The sequence below is a fragment of the Massilia sp. 2TAF26 genome (assembly GCF_052115005.1).
Taxonomy (GTDB): Bacteria; Pseudomonadota; Gammaproteobacteria; order Burkholderiales; family Burkholderiaceae_D; genus Telluria.
Window position 1 is genome coordinate 35,507 of the sequence record NZ_JBFRFV010000004.1, and the last position, 20,779, is coordinate 56,285.

Annotated in this window: 17 protein-coding genes and 1 tRNA gene; 12 read left to right on the plus strand and 6 right to left on the minus strand. The window is 65.5% G+C overall.

Features of this window, described 5'->3' with window-relative positions; translation table 11 throughout:
- Positions 1 to 73 precede the first annotated feature (73 nt).
- Together aroKB and AB4Z32_RS05330 are read left to right on the plus strand one after the other, a co-directional pair.
- Positions 74 to 1,762, plus strand: coding sequence for a bifunctional shikimate kinase/3-dehydroquinate synthase AroKB (aroKB, locus tag AB4Z32_RS05325; RefSeq protein WP_441934880.1), 1,689 nt, complete (start codon positions 74 to 76; stop codon positions 1,760 to 1,762).
- The gene (locus tag AB4Z32_RS05330; protein WP_441934881.1) at positions 1,759 to 2,898 is read left to right on the plus strand and encodes a deoxyguanosinetriphosphate triphosphohydrolase; all 1,140 of its coding nucleotides are present in this window, start codon (positions 1,759 to 1,761) and stop codon (positions 2,896 to 2,898) included. The genes aroKB and AB4Z32_RS05330 overlap by 4 nt, the downstream gene beginning before the upstream one ends.
- Positions 2,899 to 3,077: 179 nt before the next feature.
- Here the strand turns inward: AB4Z32_RS05330 and mutY are convergent, their stop codons facing one another.
- Genes mutY through mutM form a run of 3 tightly spaced genes read right to left on the minus strand, consistent with a single transcriptional unit; the run spans position 3,078 to position 7,007 of the window.
- Entirely contained in the window at positions 3,078 to 4,196 is a 1,119-nt protein-coding gene (gene mutY, locus AB4Z32_RS05335; protein WP_441934882.1) for an A/G-specific adenine glycosylase, read from the minus strand.
- Positions 4,193 to 6,139 carry a dynamin family protein gene (locus AB4Z32_RS05340; protein ID WP_441934883.1) on the minus strand — a complete coding sequence of 649 codons (1,947 nt, stop codon included), beginning with the start codon at positions 6,137 to 6,139 and terminating at the stop codon, positions 4,193 to 4,195. Before AB4Z32_RS05340 ends, mutY begins: the two co-directional genes overlap by 4 nt.
- A 22-nt stretch (positions 6,140 to 6,161) precedes the next feature.
- Entirely contained in the window at positions 6,162 to 7,007 is an 846-nt protein-coding gene (gene mutM, locus AB4Z32_RS05345) for a bifunctional DNA-formamidopyrimidine glycosylase/DNA-(apurinic or apyrimidinic site) lyase (protein ID WP_441934884.1), read from the minus strand.
- A gap of 117 nt (positions 7,008 to 7,124) precedes the next feature.
- Between mutM and AB4Z32_RS05350 the strand changes: the two genes are divergently transcribed.
- The 7 genes from AB4Z32_RS05350 to pth all read left to right on the plus strand — a co-directional run bounded on the left by AB4Z32_RS05350 (position 7,125) and on the right by pth (position 13,281).
- Complete coding sequence (locus AB4Z32_RS05350; RefSeq protein ID WP_441934885.1) at positions 7,125 to 8,930, plus strand: tetratricopeptide repeat protein; 1,806 nt, start codon at positions 7,125 to 7,127, stop codon at positions 8,928 to 8,930.
- 102 nt (positions 8,931 to 9,032) lie between these two features.
- Entirely contained in the window at positions 9,033 to 9,644 is a 612-nt protein-coding gene (locus tag AB4Z32_RS05355) for an outer membrane lipoprotein LolB (protein ID WP_441934886.1), read from the plus strand.
- Position 9,645: 1 nt separating this feature from the next.
- A complete protein-coding gene (gene ispE / locus AB4Z32_RS05360) occupies positions 9,646 to 10,545 on the plus strand; it encodes a 4-(cytidine 5'-diphospho)-2-C-methyl-D-erythritol kinase (protein WP_441934887.1) in 900 nt (299 codons plus the stop codon).
- 78 nt (positions 10,546 to 10,623) lie between these two features.
- Positions 10,624 to 10,700: transfer RNA gene (locus AB4Z32_RS05365), tRNA-Gln, on the plus strand.
- Between the two features lie 155 nt (positions 10,701 to 10,855).
- Positions 10,856 to 11,806, plus strand: coding sequence for a ribose-phosphate pyrophosphokinase (locus AB4Z32_RS05370; protein WP_441934888.1), 951 nt, complete (start codon positions 10,856 to 10,858; stop codon positions 11,804 to 11,806).
- 168 nt (positions 11,807 to 11,974) lie between these two features.
- On the plus strand, positions 11,975 to 12,562 hold the full coding sequence (locus tag AB4Z32_RS05375) for a 50S ribosomal protein L25/general stress protein Ctc (RefSeq protein ID WP_441934889.1): 588 nt from the start codon (positions 11,975 to 11,977) through the stop codon (positions 12,560 to 12,562).
- A gap of 134 nt (positions 12,563 to 12,696) precedes the next feature.
- Entirely contained in the window at positions 12,697 to 13,281 is a 585-nt protein-coding gene (gene pth / locus AB4Z32_RS05380; protein WP_441934890.1) for an aminoacyl-tRNA hydrolase, read from the plus strand.
- 45 nt (positions 13,282 to 13,326) lie between these two features.
- Here the strand turns inward: pth and AB4Z32_RS05385 are convergent, their stop codons facing one another.
- Positions 13,327 to 14,769: an HD domain-containing phosphohydrolase gene (locus AB4Z32_RS05385; RefSeq protein WP_441934891.1), complete on the minus strand. Its 1,443-nt coding sequence runs from the start codon at positions 14,767 to 14,769 to the stop codon at positions 13,327 to 13,329.
- A 44-nt stretch (positions 14,770 to 14,813) separates the two neighbouring features.
- Here AB4Z32_RS05385 and AB4Z32_RS05390 point away from each other — a divergent pair, with 44 nt between their 5' ends.
- Entirely contained in the window at positions 14,814 to 15,293 is a 480-nt protein-coding gene (locus tag AB4Z32_RS05390; RefSeq protein ID WP_441934892.1) for a GNAT family N-acetyltransferase, read from the plus strand.
- Here the strand turns inward: AB4Z32_RS05390 and AB4Z32_RS05395 are convergent.
- On the minus strand, positions 15,290 to 17,164 hold the full coding sequence (locus AB4Z32_RS05395) for a DUF3857 domain-containing protein (RefSeq protein WP_441934893.1): 1,875 nt from the start codon (positions 17,162 to 17,164) through the stop codon (positions 15,290 to 15,292). The genes AB4Z32_RS05390 and AB4Z32_RS05395 overlap by 4 nt on opposite strands.
- 97 nt (positions 17,165 to 17,261) lie before the next feature.
- Between AB4Z32_RS05395 and AB4Z32_RS05400 the strand changes: the two genes are divergently transcribed.
- On the plus strand, positions 17,262 to 18,359 hold the full coding sequence (locus AB4Z32_RS05400; protein WP_441934894.1) for a patatin-like phospholipase family protein: 1,098 nt from the start codon (positions 17,262 to 17,264) through the stop codon (positions 18,357 to 18,359).
- 76 nt (positions 18,360 to 18,435) lie between these two features.
- Positions 18,436 to 19,527, plus strand: a complete 1,092-nt coding sequence (ychF, locus tag AB4Z32_RS05405) for a redox-regulated ATPase YchF (RefSeq protein ID WP_441934895.1) — start codon at positions 18,436 to 18,438, stop codon at positions 19,525 to 19,527.
- A 70-nt stretch (positions 19,528 to 19,597) separates the two neighbouring features.
- Here the strand turns inward: ychF and AB4Z32_RS05410 are convergent, their stop codons facing one another.
- Positions 19,598 to 20,674 carry a tartrate dehydrogenase gene (locus tag AB4Z32_RS05410; RefSeq protein WP_441934896.1) on the minus strand — a complete coding sequence of 359 codons (1,077 nt, stop codon included), beginning with the start codon at positions 20,672 to 20,674 and terminating at the stop codon, positions 19,598 to 19,600.
- Positions 20,675 to 20,779: the final 105 nt, after the last annotated feature.

Sequence of the window (20,779 nt, forward strand, 5' to 3'; positions counted from 1 at the left end):
ACCGGTAGCAACTGAACGAATCACGCGGCGGCCAGGTTATCCTGGCCGTTTGCTTTTTGAGCGATCGAGAATAGTGCCTCACTGCAAGAACAACAACATCTTCCTCGTCGGCCTGATGGGCGCCGGCAAGACGACCATCGGGCGCATGCTGGCGCGCCGGCTGGGCATGCACTTCGTCGATTCGGACCATGAGATCGAAGCCCGCACCGGCGCCTCGGTGCCCTGGATCTTCGAGATCGAAGGCGAGCCCAGCTTCCGCCGGCGCGAAGCCGACATGATCCGCGAACTGACGGCCGGCAGCGGCCTGGTGCTCGCCACCGGCGGCGGCGCGGTGCTGAATCCGGACAGCCGGCGCCTGCTGTCCGAGCGCGGCACCGTGATCTACCTGCGGGCCAGCGTCAACAGCATCCTGGCGCGCACCTCGCACGACAAGAACCGTCCGCTGCTGCAGACCGCCGATCCGCGCAAGAAACTGGAAGACCTGACCGCCCAGCGCGAACCCCTGTACCGCGAGATCGCCGACCTCGTCATCGACACCGGCCGGCCTAACGTACAATCGATGGTTCAGACAATACTGGACCAGCTGGCCGCGCTGGATGCGGCGCGCCAGCGGACCAAGGCACGCACACACATGAACGAACAAGCCTTTACTACCCTTAACGTCGACCTGGGCGAACGCAGCTATCCGATCCTGATCGGACGCGGACTTTTAGAGGACAGCGAACTGCTGACCCGCTATATCGGCACAAGCAGCGGCGCCGGCGGAAAAGTCGCGATCGTCACCAACACCACGATCGCGCCGCTGTACCTGGAAAAGGTGGCGGCGCCGCTGCGCGCGAGCGGACGCGACATCGTCACCATCGTGCTGCCGGACGGCGAGGAATATAAAAACTGGCAGAGCCTGAACCTGGTGTTCGACGCCCTGCTGGCCAACAAATGCGACCGCAAGACCACCCTGGTGGCGCTGGGCGGCGGCGTGATCGGCGACCTGACCGGTTACGCGGCCGCCAGCTATATGCGCGGCGTGCCCTTCGTGCAGATCCCGACCACCCTGCTGTCCCAGGTCGATTCCTCGGTCGGCGGCAAGACCGGCATCAACCACCCGCTCGGCAAGAACATGATCGGCGCCTTCTACCAGCCGCGCGCCGTGATTGCCGACACCGCCACTCTCGACACCCTGCCGGCCAGGGAACTGTCGGCCGGCCTGGCCGAGGTGATCAAGCATGGCGCCATCCTCGACCTGTCCTTCTTCGAGTGGATCGAGGCGAATATCGGCAAGCTGGTCGCGCGCGATCCGGCCGCGCTGGCCCACGCCATCCTGCGCTCCTGCGAGATCAAGGCCGACGTGGTCCGCCGCGACGAACGCGAAGGCGGCCTGCGCGCGGTGCTGAACTTCGGCCACACCTTCGGCCACGCGATCGAGAACGGCCTCGGCTACGGCGCGTGGCTGCACGGCGAGGCGGTCGGCTGCGGCATGGTGATGGCGGCCGACCTCTCGCACCGCCTTGGCCTGCTGGGCGCCGACGAAGCCCTGCGCGTGCGCCGGCTGGTGAAGGCGGCCGGGCTGCCGGTCGAAGCGCCGGACCTGGGCGCCGATCGCTGGATCGAGCTGATGGAAGTCGACAAGAAGAACGAGGGCGGCGCCATCAAGTTCATCCTGCTGAAACCCCTGGGCAGCCCGAGCATCACCGGGGCGCCGCGCGAGCAGCTGCTGGCGACCCTGGACGCCAACGTCGCGACTGTCGGGAGAGGGCGGGGATGATCGATTTCGACGCCCACCTGGCACCCTATGCGGCGCACTCGTCGAAGTCCCGTGGGCGTCGCCATCCCGAACCCGCGGCCGGCTCGCGCAGCGAATTCCAGCGCGACCGCGACCGCATCATCCACTCCACCGCCTTCCGCCGGCTGGAATACAAGACCCAGGTCTTCCTGAACCACGAGGGCGACCTGTTCCGCACCCGCCTGACCCACTCGATCGAAGTCGCCCAGATCGCGCGCACCTTGGCGCGCAGCCTGCGCCTGAACGAGGACCTGGTCGAAGCGGTCTCGCTGGCCCACGACCTCGGCCACACGCCCTTCGGCCACGTCGGCCAGGACGTGCTGAACGAATGCATGAAGGACCATGGCGGCTTCGAGCACAATCTGCAGAGCCTGCGCGTGGTCGACCACCTCGAGGAGCACTACGGCGCCTTCGACGGCCTGAACCTGACCTTCGAAACGCGCGAAGGCATCCTGAAGCACTGCTCGCTGACGAATGCGCGCCAGCTGGGGGAACTCGGCCAGCGCTTCATCGACAGGCACCAGCCCAGCCTGGAAGCCCAGCTGGCCAACCTGGCCGACGAGATCGCGTACAACAACCACGACATCGACGACGGCCTGCGCTCCGGCCTGCTGACCATGAAGCAGATGGAAGAGGTGGAACTGTTCGCGCGCCTGCACCACCAGGTCGTGCAGCAGTACCCCGGCCTGCCGGGCCGGCGCGAGCTGTACGAGACGATCCGCCTGATGATCACGGCGATGACGGCCGACCTGGTCGAGACCTCGGCGGCACTGCTGCTCGAGGCGGCCCCGAAGAGCATCGACGAGGTGCGCGCCGGACCGCCCCTGGTCCGCTTCTCGCCGAAGATGCGCGAAGAGACCACGGCCCTGAAACGCTTCCTGTACGCCAACCTCTACCGCCACTACAAGGTCAACCGCATGCGCGTGAAAGCCAGCCGCATCGTGCGCGAACTCTTCGACGCCTTCATGACGGACCCGGTGCTGCTCCCCTTCGACTACCAGGTAGCATCCGGCGACACCATGAAGCAGGCCCGCAAGATCGCCGACTACATCGCGGGCATGACGGACCGCTACGCGATCCGCGAACACAAGCGGATTTTCTCTCTGGATGAGTTGTAAAAATTCGGGGTCAGAGCACTCTTCGGCCCAAATTCGGGGTCAGAGCACTTTTTCGAACAATTCCTCGCGCTCAACACCATCAGGGCCAAGCTGGCGGCTCTCGTGGTGGGCTTGCGCAATCTGCCTAAAAAGATGGCAGCAGGACGTTGCCCAGAAAAGTGCTCTGACCCCGAATTTGTTCAGCCGAACAGGGAGGGCTGGCCGAGCTGGCCCAGCAGTTTCTTGATGGGTGCCGGCAGTGCGGCTTCTTCGATTCGGGCCAGGTCCCACCACACGTGGCTAGCAGGGAGCTCGGCGCGCGACGCCAGCCCGATCCGGTAGGGGTGGATGTGCAGCTTGTAGTGCGTGAAGCCGTGTTCCAGCGGCAGCAGCGTTTCCGTCTCGTCGACCATGCCGAACCTGGCGGCCGCCTCCGACGCCGCGCCCCGGTCGAGTTCTTCGTCCTCATCCAGCGCCACATGCCCGTCGACTTCCGGCAGCGACAGCAGGCCGCCCCAGATCCCGGTGCCGGGCCGCTGCTCGAGCAGCACCTGGCCGCGGTCGATCACGACCAGCATCTGCGCGCGCTTTTCCGGCGTCGCCTTTTTCGGTTTGCGCACCGGCAGTTCGGCGGTGCGCCTCAGGGCGTGGGCCACGCAGCGATCCTGCAGCGGACAGCGGCCGCAGTCGGGTTTCGAGCGCGTGCACAGGGTCGCGCCCAGGTCCATCAGGCCCTGGGTATAGGATTCGATCCCCTCGCCACCTTCGGGCAGCAGCGCCTCGGCACGGCGCCACAAGGCGTCTTCGACCGGCTTCAGGCCGGGATACTGGTCGATGCCGAACACGCGCGCGAACACGCGCTTGACGTTCCCGTCCAGGATCGCGGCCCGCGTACCGCTGGAAAACGCGGAGATGGCGGCGGCGGTCGAGCGCCCGATGCCGGGCAGGTCGGCCAGCAGCGCCGGATCGGACGGGAACACGCCGCCATACTCGGCGACCACGCGGCGCGCGCAGGCGTGCAGGTTGCGCGCCCGGGTGTAGTAGCCCAGGCCCGCCCAATACGCCATCACCTCGTCGACGGGGGCGTCGGCCAGCGCCTGCACGGTCGGGAAGCGCTCCAGGAAACGCGCGTAATAGCCCAGCACCGCGGCCACCTGGGTCTGCTGCAGCATGATCTCGGACAGCCAGATGCGGTAGGCGTCGCGCGTGTTCTGCCAGGGCAGGGCGTGGCGGCCGTGCTGGCGCTGCCAGTCGATCACGGCGCGTGAAAAGCCGGGGTCTTCCAGCGCGCTCAAATCAAATTCGGTCAATCGTTTCATGCTATTTCCAAAACCTGCGATGCCGATGCCGGCGCCGCGTCCTGCGAAGCCTCCAGCACCTGCGTCACCGCGCCCGTCAGTGCGGACAATTTCGTCTTGACCTGCTCGAGTGCCTGCTGGGCCGATTCGAAGGCGGCGATCTTCTGTTCCAGGCTTTCGGTGGCGTCGTGGATGCGCTGGATCGACGATTGCCGGTGCCGCAGCTGTTCGCGGTGCTGGCGGATCTGCGCTTCCAGCGGCGCCATGATCACCTTCAGCCAGGCCTCGACATCGGCATTCGCGGCGCGGAACGTGTGTTTGACGCGCGCGGCGATGGTGTCGACGAAGCGCTCCAGCATCGTGCCGCGGCTGGTGATCAGCAGGGTCGCGGTGCCGGACTGCTTCTGCCAGATCGCTTCGACGGCGTCGACTTCGCTGCGGTAGCGCGCCAGCGACAGGGGCATCGGCATCGCCAGCGCCAGGCCGTGTTCGGCCGAGAAGCGGCGGTACATGGTCTCCATCATCGCGCCGATCTCGCCGATCTTGGCGGTGGAGGCGTCCAGCCTGGCGCGCGCCTCGTCGAAGAAGGTCCGTACCGGCGCGCGCATGCCGGTGGCGAACAGCACGCCTTCCATCGCGGAGCGCACCGCATCGACCTGCTCCTGCAGCACGTCCATGCCGATGCTGCTGTACAGCTCCGTCGACAGGGTCGCGAACACGGCGCGCGTGCCCTGCAGCTTGAACAGGCTGGCGTCGAATTCCTTTTTCTCCATCTCGACGCGGCGCATCATGTGGGCGATCACGCCCTGGTTCTTGCCGCGCAGGCTTTGCAGCTCCTGCAGCTGCTCGACCAGGTCGCGGATGCGCGCCCCCAGCAGCGCCTGCTGGCCGGCCGTGATGGCGTCCATGTCTTCGCGCAGCTGGCGGCGCAGGATGTCCTGGCGCGCCGGAATGAGTTCGTTGAACAGGGCCGATTCCAGCAGCCCGATGCGGCTCTTCTCGAACAGCGCCATGTCCTGGTTGACGCGCCCGACCAGGCCCTTCTGGGCCGATACCGGGAACACCCGGGATGTTTCGAGGCCGAGCAGCTGGGCCGCGCCGGCCTGCTGGCGCGCGATCGCGGCCTCGTTCTCCGCTTCCGTGCGCAGCTCGTCCCACAGGGCGTCGATCTTGTTCAGCACGACGATACGCCCCGGGCCGGCGCCGATGTGGGTGCGCCAGACTTCGATGTCGCTCTTCGTCACGCCGGTCTCGGCGGCCAGGATGAACAGCACCGCGTGCGCGTTCGGGATCAGGTTGAGGGTCAGTTCCGGCTCGGTGCCGATCGCGTTCAGGCCCGGCGTGTCGAGGATGACCAGGCCCTGCTTGAGCAGCGGATGCGGGAAGTTGATCAGCGCATGCCGCCATTGCGGGATCTCGACCAGGCCATCGTCGCCGAGGGCACCAGCCAGATCGGGGTCTTCCGGATCGTAGAGGCCGTAGCTGCGCGCATCGGTGACGCTCACGCGGCGCGTCAGGCTGACCTGGCGGAAGGTCTCGATCATGCGCTCGGGCGATTCGAGCTCGAGCGGCAGCACGGTCCAGGCGGCGGGATCCTCGCGGTAGTCGCTGGTGGCCAGGCGCCCGGCGCGGGTCTCGATCGGCAGCAGGCGGATGCAGGCCGGCAGCTGCGGATCCCATGCCAGCTCGGTCGGGCACATGGTGGTGCGGCCGGGACTGGACGGCACGATGCGCTGGCCGTAGTCGGCAAAGAAGATCGCATTGATCAGCTCCGATTTACCGCGCGAGAATTCGGCCACGAAGGCCACCGACAGGCGGTCGTCGCGCACCCGGGCCAGGGCCCGCGCCAGCCGCTGTTCGGCCGCGCCGTCCAGCAGTTCGGCCGCTTGCACCCAGCCGCGGTAGCGTTCCAGCGCCTCGGCGACACTGGCGCGCCAGGCCCCGTATTGTTGAATATCTTGCATTGTTGTGCCGCCTATCTTTGGCTTACTTCTGGCAGGTCGCGCAGTAGAACGTCGACCGCTGGCCTTGGACGATCTGGCGCACGGGCGCGCCACAGTTTCTGCAAGGCACTCCTGCACGATCATAGACGAAATATGTCTGCTGGAAATATCCGGACTGCCCATTTACTGCAATAAAGTCACGCAGGGTACTGCCACCCTGCACAATCGCGGCGGCAAGGATCTCGCGGATGGCCTCGGCCAGCTTGTCATAGCGGGCGCGGCTGATGCGCGACGCCGCCGTCTTCGGATTGATGCCGGCGCGGAACAGGCTCTCGCAGGCGTAGATATTGCCGACGCCGACCACGATGTCGCCGGCCAGCAGCACCTGCTTGATGGGCGCGTTGCGGCGCCTCGTCTCGCGGTGGAGCAGGGCGCCCGAGAAGCCGTCCTCGAGCGGTTCGACGCCCAGGCCGCGCAGCAGGATGTGCTGCTCGAGTTCGCCGTCGTCGTTGCCGTGCCAGAGCACGGCGCCGAAGCGGCGCGGATCGTGCAGGCGCAGCACGCGCCGGCCTTCGGGGCCCGCATTTTTCTCTCGGACGATCAGGTCGACATGGTCGTGTTTTTTCAGCTCGACCCCCTCCGGCAGCACCCGCAGGTGGCCGGACATGCCGAGGTGGATGATCAGGGTGCCGTGCTCGAAATGGATCAGCAAATACTTGCCGCGGCGGCTGGTCGACAGGATTTCGCGTCCTGCCAGCAGCGCGTCCAGGTTCGGCGGAAACGGCCAGCGCAGGCCTTCGCGCCGCAGCACGACCTGTTCGACGACACGGCCTTCCAGGTGCGGAGCGACGCCGCGCCGAGTGACTTCTACTTCCGGGAGTTCGGGCATATCAGGGAAAGATGCAGGGAAGAACAGTGGAAAAGTATGTAAATTCGTGTTGCAACGGCGCACGCGCGGCAGGCGTTAAGCGTAGAATCGGTCCATCTTGTTGATGCGGGATCGACCTTGAAAAACACTTTCGCCATTGTAACCCTCTCGGCCCTGCTGTCTGCATGCGCTGTGGCGCCCAAGCAGCAGCCGGCCAGCCAGGCCGACCATTCCGACCAGCCGCTCGCCGCCGCCGAGGCGCAACGCCGCGCCGCCGCCGGCGAGCCGGCCCAGGACAGCGCCCAGCAGGGGGACGAGCAACTGCCGAATGTGACGATGACGCCCCAGATGATGTCCCAGCTCATGGGTGCCGAGCTGGCATACAAGAAGGGCGACTGGCAGGGGCCCTACCTCACGCTGATGAGCCTGGCCCAGCAGACCAGGGATCCGCGCCTGGCCAAGCGCGCCGCCGAGATGGCGCTGTCGGCCAAGCAGCCCGACGACGCCCTCGCCGCGGTGAAGCTGTGGCGCCAGTACGCACCCAACTCCGACGAGGCCAACCAGTACTATCTGGGGCTGGTGGTCCTGTCCGACAACCTCTCCGAAGCGGAAAATGTGCTGAAGCAGCGCCTTGCCGACGCCACCCCGGGCGCCCGCGGCCTGATGATGTTCCAGATGCAGCAGCTGGTGATGCGCGCCAAGGACAAGGACGCCGCCATCGCCATGCTCGATCGCCTGGTCGCGCCCTACGGCAACATGATGGAAACCCACGTGGTGCTGGCCCAGTCCGCCCTGGCGCGCGGCGCCAAGGAAGATGCCTTGCGCGAAGCCCGCGCCGCGCTGCAGATCAAGCCGGATTCCGAGATCGCCGTCCTGACCCTGGCCCAGGTGACGGAGGGCGACGAACAGTCGGCGAAGGTGCTGGCCGACTTCCTGGCCACCCATCCGGACGCCAGGGAAGTGCGCACCGCCTACGCCCGCATACTGGTCAACGCCAAGCAGTACGAGGCCGCGCGCAGCGAATTCCTGGCGCTCGACAAGGCCCAGCCGAACAATCCAGGCACCCTGTACGCGCTCGGCATCCTGTCGATGCAGATGAACGACAACCAGGGCGCCGAGCAGTACTTCACGCGCTTCGTCGACGTCATGGAAAAGGCCCCGGAAGAGGAGCGCGACCCGACCAAGGCCGTGCTGATCCTGTCCCAGCTGGCCGAGGACCGCGGCGACATCCCGGGCGCGCTGGCCTGGCTCGACCGCCTCGACACGAACGACCCGAAGCTCCAGTTCGGCTCCGACCTGCGCCGCGCCCAGCTGACCGCCAAGCAGGGCGACCTGGCCGGCGCCCGGAAGCTGCTGGGTACGCTCAAGCCCGCGGAGCCGGCCGAGCAGGCCCAGGTCCTGCTGGTCGAAGCCCAGCTGCTGCGCGATGCCGGCAAGAACCAGGAAGCCTTCAAACTGATGGAGCAGGGCCTCAAGCGCTTCCCGGAAAACACGGATTTCCTTTACGACTACGCCCTGATGGCCGAGAAGATGGGCAAGCCCGCGGTAATGGAGAAAGCGCTGCGCCAGGTGATCGCCAAGGCGCCCGACAACCAGCATGCGTACAACGCCCTCGGCTATTCGCTGGCGGAGCGCAACGTGCGCCTGAAGGAAGCCTACCAGCTGATCGACAAGGCCCAGAAGATGGCGCCGAGCGATCCCTTCATCATGGACAGCATGGGCTGGGTGCAATACCGCATGGGCAAGCTGGACGAGGCCGAAGCCCAGCTGCGCAAGGCCTACGCGCTGCGCAACGATCCGGAGATCGCCGTCCACCTGGGCGAGGTCCTGTGGAAGAAGGGCCAGCACGACGATGCGCGCAAGCTGTGGCGCGAGGCGCGGGCCAAGGATCCGAAGAACGATGCGCTCAAAAGCACGCTGACCCGCTTGCGCGCATCGCTCTGACAGAATCTTTCAAAAAATGGCTATTTTTGAAATAATATTTCATCAATTCGCCAGCTTTTATTAACGTCGTCCCCGCGCAGGCGGGGACCCAAGTTCGTACCGATGCCGATCAAGTTTCCATTTCGCCTGCTAGCAGCCGCCACCATCGCCTTCACCTTGGCCGGCTGCGCCACCTCCACCGCCAATCTGTCCACCGCCTCGGTCGCCGCCTACCGCGACACCATCGACCTGAACGGCAAGATCGCGGTGACCTACCAGAACAATAACGAGACGAACCGGGTCGGCGGCAAATTCAGCTGGACCCAGCGTCCGGGGCACGTCGAGGTATCGATGTTCGACCCCTTCGGCCAGACCGTTGCCGAGATCAGCGTTACGCCGGACTCTGCCACGCTGACCCAGCCCAAGCGCGAACCGCGCACGGAAAAGGACATCGACACGCTGACCCGGCAGGCGCTCGGTTATTCCCTGCCGGTGGCCGGCCTGCGCGACTGGCTGCAAGGCTATGCCACGGATGCCCAGGGCAAACGCTTCGTGGCATCGCCGGCCAACAACAATGTGTTCACGCGCGATGGCTGGAACCTGCGCTTTGCCGAGTGGCAGGACAAGCCGGGCCCAAACGGCGCGCCACTGCCCAAGCTCATCCAGGCGAACCGCGGCGCCACCGCCGATAGCGGCGACCTGTCGATCAGCATCACGATCTTCCCGGAAAGCTGAGATGGCGCTGTCTTCCCTGCACGGCTGCCCCGCGCCAGCCAAGCTCAACCTGTTCCTGCACGTGACCGGCCGCCGCCCGGACGGCTATCACCTGCTGCAATCGGTGTTCCAGCTGATCGATAAAAGCGACACCCTCGACTTCGACCTGCGCGCCGACGACCGCATCGTGCGCGTCAACGACGTGCCCGGCGTGCCGGAAGAGCAGGATTTGATCGTGCGTGCCCTGCGCGCGCTGCAGGCCGAGTTTCAGCGCCGCCACGGCAGGCTGCCGCCCGGCATCAGCGTGCGCATCGACAAGCGCCTGCCGATGGGCGGCGGGCTGGGTGGCGGATCGTCGGACGCCGCCACCGCGCTGATGGCCGCGAATCATTTGTGGCAGGCCGGCCTGAGCGATGCGGAACTGATGGCGATCGGCCTGCCGCTGGGCGCCGACATTCCTTTCTTCCTGTTCGGCGAGACCGCGTTTGCCGAGGGAGTAGGGGAGGCGCTGCAGGCGGTGCCGGGGCCGGATTGCTGGTATGTGGTGATCGAGCCGGGTGTTTCTGTGCCCACTGCGGCAATTTTTACGGCGCCCGATTTGACAAGAAACACTAAACCCGTCAGAATAGCGGACTTCCTAGGGCATCAAGCCGAATCGAAAGATTCAGCGGGGTTCGGGAAAAATGATTTGCAGGACGTGGCAATTCGCCTGTTCCCGCCGGTAGCAGAGGCGGTCGAATGGTTGAGCGGTCATGGGGCGGCCAGGATGACTGGCTCCGGAGCGTGCGTGTTCAGCGCGTTTTCCACAGAGCAAGAAGCAGAGCAGGTGCTGAAGCAGGTACCGGCGAAGTGGACAGCGTGGAAAGCAAGTTCGCTAACGAAACATCCGATGAAATCGCTCTTGCAAATCAACGAGTTGTAGAATAAAATTTTGCCTGTCAGCGCAACGGCAACAAGCTAAAGCGGTGATAAGAAGCAAAAGCAGTACAAGTTTCAGTGTAGGGGAATCGCCAAGCTGGTTAAGGCACCGGATTTTGATTCCGGCATACCAAGGTTCGAATCCTTGTTCCCCTGCCAAAGATTTTGCCTGAGCTGTGGATGACTAGTGCTCCAGCAGGCAATGGAAGTGGGAGCCGCCTAGAGCGGCCCATTTTTTTTGTAGTCCAAGCGTTAATCTTCTTGCATTAACGTCTTTTCAGTTTCTTTCAACGCTTACTCTTCTGGGACTCCCCATGGCTTACGAAAACCTGATGGTTTTTACCGGCAATGCCAATCCGGCGCTAGCAGAAGGGGTCGCAAAAAACCTCGGCATCCCGCTTGGCAAGGCCGTGGTCTCGAAGTTCTCCGATGGCGAAGTAATGGTCGAAATCAACGAGAACGTTCGTGGCAAGGACGTCTTCGTTCTGCAATCGACCTGCGCTCCCACCAATGACAACCTGATGGAAATCATGCTGATGGTCGACGCTCTCAAGCGCGCATCGGCAGGCCGCATCACCGCGGCGATTCCCTACTTCGGCTATGCCCGCCAGGACCGTCGCCCGCGCTCGGCGCGTGTTGCGATCTCGGCCAAGGTCGTCGCCAACATGCTGCAGGAAGCTGGCGTGGAACGTGTGCTGATCATGGATCTGCACGCCGACCAGATCCAGGGCTTCTTCGACATCCCGGTCGACAACATCTACGCATCGCCGATCCTGCTGGGCGACCTGCAGAAGCGCAACTACGACGACCTGCTGGTCGTGTCGCCGGACGTCGGCGGCGTGGTGCGCGCGCGTGCGCTGGCAAAGCGCCTCGGCTGCGACCTGGCGATCATCGACAAGCGCCGCCCGAAGGCGAACGTATCGGAAGTCATGAACATCATCGGTGAAGTCCAGGGCCGTAACTGCGTGATCATGGATGACATGGTCGACACCGCGGGCACCCTGTGCAAGGCCGCCGAAGTCCTGAAAGAGCGTGGCGCCAAGAAAGTCGTGGCGTACTGCACGCACCCGGTCCTGTCCGGCCCGGCCATCGAGCGTATCGCGAATTCGCCGCTGGACGAACTGGTCGTCACCGACACGATCCCGCTGAGCCCGGCAGGCCAGGCTTGCAGCAAGATCCGTCAACTGACCAGCGCGCCGCTGCTGGCCGAAACCTTCAAGCGTATCGTGAAGGGTGACTCGGTCATTTCGCTGTTCGTCGACTAAGAGAATAAGAACGTGGGCACCCGTGCCCACGTCCATGCGTTGTCGATTTCTTGAGTGCGTAGCAATGCGCTCATTCCACGGACACTCCTGGTCGCGGGGGTGTTCACAATTCGGGCAACCGGGCCGGAGCTTTCCGGCATTCGTGCCCATTTATTTTTGGAGTTTCACATGAAAGTAGTCGCATTCAAACGCGAACAGCAAGGTACCGGAGCGAGCCGCCGCCTGCGCAACGCTGGCCAGACCCCTGGCATCATCTACGGTGGCGCCGCTGCCCCGGAACTGATCGCCGTTGACGGCAACGCGTTGTTCCACGCGCTCAAGAAAGAAGCTTTCCACGGTGCCGTTCTGGACCTGGAACTGGATGGCAAGGCTCAGCAAGTGCTGCTGCGTGACTTCCAGATGCACGCATACAAGCAACTGGTCCTGCACGTCGACTTCCAGCGCGTCGATGCTTCGCAAAAGATCCACACCAAGGTCGCCCTGCACTTCGTCAACGCCGAGATCTCGCCGGCAGTCAAGCTGGGCGGCGCCATCGTGTCGCACGTGCTGAACGAACTGGAAGTGTCCTGCCTGCCGGGCAAACTGCCGGAATTCATCACCGTCGACCTGAGCAAGCTGGAAACCGGCGCATCGGTCCACGTGTCCGACCTGACCCTGCCGGAAGGCGTGACCGTGGTTGCTCACGGCAAAGACCAGACCATCGCCACCTCGTCGGTGCCGCGTGGTGCCGCTACGGCCGAAGCCGCTGCCGAGTAATTTGTACTCGCTACCGCTCTTTCGGGAGCGGTTTGACAAAAACCCGCCCGACTCGCGTCCGGCGGGTTTTTTGTTTTGTTCAGCCATTCGCGGTTTTCCGCGATAATCGAGTTTTACGCGAACTTGACCGTTTTATGCACATCCGCCTGATCGTCGGCCTCGGCAACCCCGGCCCGGAATATGAACAAACCCGCCACAACGCCGGCTTCTGGCTGGTCGACAACCTTGCCAACACCTTGCCCAACTGCCGCCTGCAGCGCGAATCGCGCTTCAACGCCATGGTCGCCAAGACCTCGATCTCGGGCAATGAGGTGTGGCTGCTGGAACCGCTGACCTTCATGAACCGCTCCGGCCAGTCGGTCGGCAGCCTGGCGCGCTTCTTCAAGATCGCCCCGGAAGAGATCCTGGTGGTGCACGACGAACTCGACCTTCCTCCCGGTGCAGCCAAGCTCAAACGAGGCGGCTCCTCGGGCGGCCATAACGGCCTGAAGGACATTACCTCGGCGCTCGGTACCCAGGACTACTGGCGCCTGCGCCTCGGCATCGGCCATCCGCGCACCCTCAACCTGCAGCAGGGCGTGGCCGACTTCGTGCTGCACCGTCCGCGCCGCGAGGAGCAGACCCTGATCGAAGAGGCGATCGACAAGTCGCTGCGCATCATTCCGATGGTTTGCGAGGGCAAGCTGAACCAGGCCACGACGCAACTCCACACCGATTGATGTAGGGTGGGCGCGGCCGGCGTAGGCTCACCGAGCCCACCCTGCCTAGATCAATCCGCGTGCCAGCGCTTTTAAAGTCGCCGCCGGCCGCGAACTCGCCTCCAGTTTTTCGAAGATATGGTCGACGTGGGTGCGCACGCTGGCCGGACTGATCTTCATGGCGCGCGCCGCTTCCCGGCTCGTTTCTCCCAGGCTGATGTGGCGCAGCACCTCGATCTCGCGCGGCGACAGCAGGGGATCGCGGACCGGCTTCACCTTGCCGGGCTTCGGTGCCATCGCCCGCGCCGCCTCGATCACGGCGGCAACTGCTTGGCGGTCGAAGCGTCCGGCGCCGGCCTGGGCGACGAGGAGGGTCCCGGCGGCGGCCTCGCCATGGGCCGGACGCCAGGGGCGCGGCGAGCACATCGCCGTGTAGGCGGCCGCCACCGCCAGCACCCTTTCCTGCATCCCGATCGCTTCCCCGCGCGCCTTGCGGAAGTATCCGCTGCCGTCCACGCGCTCGTAGACGAAGGAGGCCAGGGTCGCATCCTGGACGATGGCGGGCACCTGGTCGCCGGCGCGCGCGGTCCAGAACGGCACTCGCCGCACCTGGTCCCACTCCAGCACGGACAGTTTTCCCGGGCGCTGCCACACCGCGTTCGGCACCGCCACCCGCCCGATCCCATGCAGCAGGGCGGCCCGCACCAGCGGCTTTTCCTCGAGCGCGATCAGGCCCGCCGGCACCGCGCTGCGTTTCGCCAGCTCGGCCACGCGGCGCGAGTAGCCGGCCAGCCAGGGCAGCTTCAGCTCGATCACGTCGGCGATGATGGTGAGCGGCACGCGGCGGTCGTGGCCGGGATAGTCGGCCGCGCAGGAGGGCTCGTCCAGCGCCGCCAGCCAGTCCTGGGCGTGGGGCAGCAGGCGCTGCACCAGCGTCGCCGGATATTTGACGCCGGCCCGTTCGCCGATCAGCTTCAAGGCACCGTCCGTGCCGTGGGCCGGCGCCAGCACCTCAAGGTCGCCGGCCAGGCGCACGTAGTACACGGCGCGCGGGATGTTCGGCGCGAACAGCGCATCCTGCATGTCGCCGCGGTGGTGGCTGCCGAACAGGTGGCGCAGGGCTTCCTCGACATCGTTCGACAGGCCCAGCAGCGCCGCGATGTCGCCCGCGACTTCGCACTGCATCTGGGCCAGCGGCAGCACATTGGGCAGGGTCAGGTTGGGATTGCCGGACATGGTGCGCGTTACCATCGCGTGGCGGCCGAGGACGTCGTCGCCGAGCAGGTTGGCGAAGCCGGCCGCCGTCGCCGTGCTGCCCGACCAGCGCAGCAGCCCGACCAGGCGGGTGCTGGTGCAGGCGTCCGCGGCGTCGCCGTTTTCTTCCGCCAGCCGCGCGGCCAGGCGCGCCGTCCGGATCGAGTGGTCGGGCGGCAGGCCCATGCTCAGGTCGCCGACCATGGCCAGCACCTGCACGGCATCTTCCACGCTGATGGTTTCGTCGAGTTGCATGGCCATAATGTAACGGCCAACATGAGAGTCAACAAGGAGCACGCATGAAACTACGCATCAGGCGCTATCGCCCGGCCGACCGCAAGGCGGTGCTGGCCGCTTTCCGCAGCAATGTCCCCGACCATTTTCCGGCATCCGAAGAGGCCTGGCTGCGTTCGGCCCTGGACGAGCCGGACGGTCCCTTCTTCGTCGCGGTCGAGGGGGAGGAGGTGGTCGCCTTCGGCGGCTATGAACTCTCGGCGTTCTACGACCTGGGCACGCTGGTGTTCGGCCTGGTGCGCGCCGACCGCCACGGTAGCGGCATCGGCCGTCTTCTGCTGAACTACCGCCTGCTGCACATGGCGGGACGCAAGCTGAGGCCGCGCTGGGTGACGGTCGACACGCATCCGCACACGGCCGGCTTCTTCCAGCGCTGCGGCTTCGAGGTGATCGCGCGCTGGCCCGGCGGCTACCGCTCGGGACGCGAGCGGGTGGACCTGCGTTTCGAACTGAGCGACGAGGCGGTGGCGCGGCTGCGCACTTAGAGCGCCTGCTTGCCGGCGACGACGATCTGGCTGCGCAGGTCGCGGATGATGCGCTCCAGCGCCGGCTGCATGGCACGGAAGTCGGCCGGGGTGCAGGTGGCGCGGCCATGGCGGAAGGTCAGGCGGCGCCTGACCACGACCTCGCTGCCGCGCCGCGCGTAACTGGCGCGATAGGTGATGCCGCCGTCCATCAGCTGCACCGGGCGCGGCATGGCGAGGATGCGCACCCCCTTCGGGAAGCGGAATCCGGTTTCGTCGTCGATGTCGATGGCCGGGCAGACGAAGTCCTGGCGCCGCTCGCTCTCCTCGCCGAGCTTGAACACGGCCTCGCCGAGCCCTCCCCAGAGATCGTAGGTGGTGGCCAGCCCGCTCGGGCCGGGCAGGTCGAGGAAACCGTCGCTGGTGCCGGAAAAGGACAACCGGACCTCGTCGCCGCTGCCGGCGCCATCGCCCGGGACCGCATCGAAGACGCCGCGGCTTTTCCGCCCCAGGCCTTGCAGCATGCGCTGGGCGAAGGCGTCGCGCTCGGCCTGGCGCGAATCCTTCATGGCGCTACGCCAGGGCTCGGCCATCGCGCCGCTGGCCGTCTTGCTCAGCCTGAAGCGGCTCTGGCCGTCGCGGCGGATGTCGAACCAGGTCGTGGTGCGCTTGCGCTCGGGCTGGAGGATCGGCGTCATCGCGAAGGTTCCGGTCTTCAGCAGCAGTACCGGCTTGCCGAGGATGCCGGCCGGCAGATAGCCCGCGCCCACCGTCTCCGCCGTCGGATCCAGGTAGAGGCCGAGGCTTGGCACCCAGGTGATCATGTGGTTGAACACGCCCAGGGTCGGCGCATCCGGCAGGCGGTAGGCGTTGCCGTTGTTGACCAGCGCGCCGCTGCTCTCGATGCCGACCGCGGCCAGCAGGGCTTCCAGCAGGCCGGCGTGGTCCTTGCAGTGGCCGCGGATGTTGTGCCTGACCCAGTCCGACAGCGCCAGTGCACGGGCGCGCGCGTCCGGCAGCCCGGCCGTCAGCTGGCGCGCCAGGGCCGTGATGGCCGCCGACGGCTGGGCCTTGCCGGCGGCGCGCGCGGCACCGAGGCGGAAGGCGCGCGCGAAGGCGGTGTAATCGGGAAAGGTCGAGACCGCCAACCGTTTGCCGTAGTCGAGGTAGCTGACCGAGCCGGCCTCGAGGCGATCGTTGTCGCCGTTCACGTAGCGCCACTGGTAGCGCCGGCGCCCCGGCGGACTGTCGCCCGGCACCGGGACGAAGCCGACCGCGTCCGCATGCAGCGGCATCGAGGCCGGCATGTCGTAGACCAGCAGGTAATGTTTGTTGAGGTAGAAGGGCGCGGACGACAGGTCTTCGAAGTGACCGGGGAACAGCGCCGCCTTGCGCCTCAGCACGTAGCGCACCGCCAGCTGGTCGCCTACCGCGGCCTCGGGAAACACCACGACTTTCAGGCGCGTGTCCTGGAACATCGGCGCTTCGCCGCTTGCACTCGCCGCTTCCTGCTGGTCCTGCACCTGGCCCGGCTGCACCGGCACCCGCCGGCCGTCCGGCTTGATGGTCCAGGCCTCGAGCGACAGCACCTCGTCCAGGCTGCGGTTGTAGCTGATCGTGGCCTGGCCGTGGGCACGCAGGGCGCGCTGCTGGACGATGGTCTTGGCAAGATCGACGCTGAGCCGGTAACTGCCGTCGGGCTCGACCACGTAGTGCTGGATGAAGCGGTCGATCACCACCGCCGGATCGGTGCCGGTGTCGCGCGCCCGCGCAGGGGCGCTGGCAAACACCAGGGCCAGCAGCACCAGCAGGGCGGCAAGCGCCGGCAAGCCCGGAAGCCAGGCCGGGCAGGGCGCGATAGCGGACTGTGCTGTGCAGCGGCGGGTGGCCATGCGGCTTCCATGAAGTGAGCGATCGGACCATGTTACGAAGGCCGACCTGTTGACCCTTGAGCGAACGCAAGCGCGCTCTTCCTGCGATAATTTCGGGATGAGCGCACTAAGCTTCCACGCCGGGCCGCTGGCCCTGGCCCAGATCCGCGCGCATGGCCTGCGCGCCCGCGACATCGCGGTCGTTCCCGCCGCCGCCGGCGGCCCCAAGGGACTGATCTTCCGCTCGCTCGACCAATGGGTGTTCGGCGAGTGGTTCCCAATCGCACCGCGCGAGCGCACCCTGATCGGCTCCTCGATCGGCGCCTGGCGCATGGCGGCCGCCTGCCAGAAGGATCCGGTGAAGGCTTTCGCCCGCCTGGGCGAGCTCTACAGCGGCCAGCGCTATACCAGCACGAAGCCCTCGCAGGAACAGATCGACGAAGTGGTGCAGGGTTTGCTGGGAGAATTCGTGCGCGGCCACGAGGACGATATCGTCAACCACCCCCAGCACCGCCTGCACCTGCTGACCGTGCGCGGCAAGCGCTCACTGGCAGCGCCCGGGCACCGGTATGCGGAAATGAAGGGATTCGCGGCGGCGGCGCTGCACAACCTGGCGTCGCGCGACCGCCTGGCCCGGCTGATGGACCGGGTGGTGATCGGCGACGTGCGCAGCGCTGCAAGCTGGCTGGGCGAGAAGTTCGACAGCTTCGCCACCCACTTTTCGCCGCTGACGCGCGAGAACCTGGCGTCCGGCCTGCTGGCTTCCGGCACCCTGCCGATGCTGATGAAGCCGGTGCGCGACATCGCCGGGGCGCCGCAGGGCCACTACTGGGATGGCGGCATCATCGACTACAACCTGGCGCTGCCTTACACGCGCCTTTCACAGCAGGAGCAGGGCGCGATTGTCCTGTATCCGCACTTTAGCGAGCACATCGTGCCGGGCTGGCTGGACAAGGCGCTGCCCTGGCGCCGCGCCGCACGCGGACCGAACCGCGGCTGGCTGGACAATGTGCTCATCGTGGCGCCGAGCCCCGAATTCCTCGCCAAACTGCCGCGCGGGAAACTGATCGACCGTAGCGACTTCAAGTTCTACGGCCTCAACCACGATGCGAGGATTCTTGCCTGGAAACAGGCGATGGACGAGGGCGGGCGGCTGCGCGACGAGTTCGCCTCTTTCGTCGAAAAGCCGGATCTGTCGCGCATTCGTCCCCTTTGATCAGGCATTTGCAGTCTTCGGGGGCAAGCGGGGTTACAATATGAGGTTTCGTAAATTCGACCCCTGAAAGCTTCCCATGAGTCTCAAATGCGGCATCGTCGGCCTGCCCAACGTCGGCAAGTCCACCCTGTTCAACGCCCTGACCAAGGCCGGCATCCCGGCTGAAAACTATCCGTTCTGCACCATCGAGCCGAACGTCGGCGTGGTCGAGGTGCCGGATCCGCGCATGCAGGCGCTGGCCGACATCGTCAAGCCGGAACGCATGGTCAACGCGATCGTCGAATTTGTCGACATCGCCGGCCTGGTGGCGGGTGCGTCGAAAGGCGAGGGCCTGGGCAACCAGTTCCTGTCCCACATCCGCGAGACCGACGCGATCGTCAACGTGGTGCGCTGCTTCGAAGACGACAACGTCATCCACGTTGCCGGCAAGGTCAGCCCGCTGGACGACATCGAAGTGATCCAGACCGAACTGGCGCTGGCCGACATGGGCGCCGTCGAAAAGGCGATCCACCGCGAGAACAAGAAGGCGCGCTCGGGCGACAAGGATGCGGCCAAGCTGGTCGCGATCTGCGAGCGCCTGATGCCGCACCTGAACGAAGGCAAGCCGGTGCGCACCGCCGGCCTCGATGCGGACGAGATGGCCATGATCAAGACGCTGTGCCTGATCACCGCCAAGCCGGCCATGTTCGTGGCCAACGTGTCCGACACCGGCTTCACCAACAACCCGCTGCTCGACCAGTTGACCGAATACGCGAAAGCGCAGAACGCGCCGATCGTGGCGATTTCCGCCGCCATCGAAGCAGAAATCGCCGACCTCGACGACGCCGACAAGGCTGCCTTCCTGTCCGACATGGGCATGGAAGAGCCGGGTCTGGACCGTTTGATCCGCGCCGCCTACAAGCTGCTCGGCCTGCAGACCTACTTCACGGCCGGCGTCAAGGAAGTGCGCGCCTGGACCATCCATGTCGGCGATACCGCCCCGCAGGCGGCTGGTGTGATCCACACCGACTTCGAACGCGGCTTCATCCGCGCGCAGACGATTTCCTACGATGACTACATTGCCTACAAAGGCGAGGCGGGTGCGAAAGAAGCCGGCAAGATGCGCGCCGAGGGCAAGGAATATGTGGTCAAGGATGGCGATGTGCTGAACTTCCTGTTCAACGTCTAAGCAAGCCCCCGCACCAAAGAAAAAGCCGCATACCCATGCGGCTTTTTTTCCATTTGGCAAAAACGAACGCTCAAATCGCCTCGGCAATCGCCTTCCCAACCTCCGTCGTATTCGCCGACCCACCCAGGTCCGGCGTCTTCGGCCCCTGCGCCAGCACCAGTTCGATCGCCTTCATGATGGCGTCGTTCGCAGCCTGGTAACGCTCATCGCCGTTGCCGAGGAATTCCAGCATCATGGCGCCGGACCAGATCATGCCGATCGGATTGGCGATGTTCTTGCCGTAGATGTCGGGCGCGGAACCGTGCACCGGCTCGAACAGCGAGGGGAAGCTGCGGTCCGGGTTCAGGTTGGCCGACGGTGCGATGCCGATGGTGCCGGTGCAGGCCGGGCCCAGGTCCGACAGGATGTCGCCGAACAGGTTGGAGGCGACCACGACGTCGAAGCGCTCCGGCGACAGCACGAAGCGGGCGCACAGGATGTCGATGTGGTACTTGTCCCACTTCACGTCCGGATAGGATTCGGCCATCGCTTCGACCCGCTGGTCCCAGTAGGGCATGCTGATCGAGATGCCGTTCGACTTGGTGGCGGAGGTCAGGTGTTTTTTCGGACGGCTCTGGGCCAGGTCGAAGGCGTACTTCAGGATGCGGTCCGTGCCCTTGCGGGTGAATACGGCGTCCTGCACCACGAATTCGCGGTCGGTGCCTTCGAACATCTTGCCGCCCACGGAAGAGTATTCGCCCTCGGTGTTTTCGCGCACCACATAAAAGTCGATGTCGCCGGGCTTGCGGTTGGCCAGCGGGCTCGGTACGCCGGGCATCAGGCGCACCGGGCGCAGGTTGACGTACTGGTCGAATTCGCGGCGGAACTTCAGCAGCGAGCCCCACAGGGAGATATGGTCGGGAACCAGGTTGGGCATGCCGGCGGCGCCGAAATAGATGGCGTCGAAGCCTTCGAGCTGCTGGCGCCAGTCGTCCGGCATCATCTGGCCATGCTTGAGGTAGTAGTCGCAGTTGGCCCAGGCCATGGTCGTGAATTCGAGGTCGAGGCCGAAGCGGGCGGCGGCGGCTTCCAGCACGCGCAGGCCTTCCGGCATCACTTCGTTGCCGATGCCGTCGCCGGCGATGACTGCAATCTTCTGCTTCTTCATGGTGGTTCCTTGAACATGGGTTGACGTTGGCTAACATCATATCGAATACGATCAGGCATATAATCGGTAGATTCGTGAATCGAAAAGACACGAAACGTAAATAAT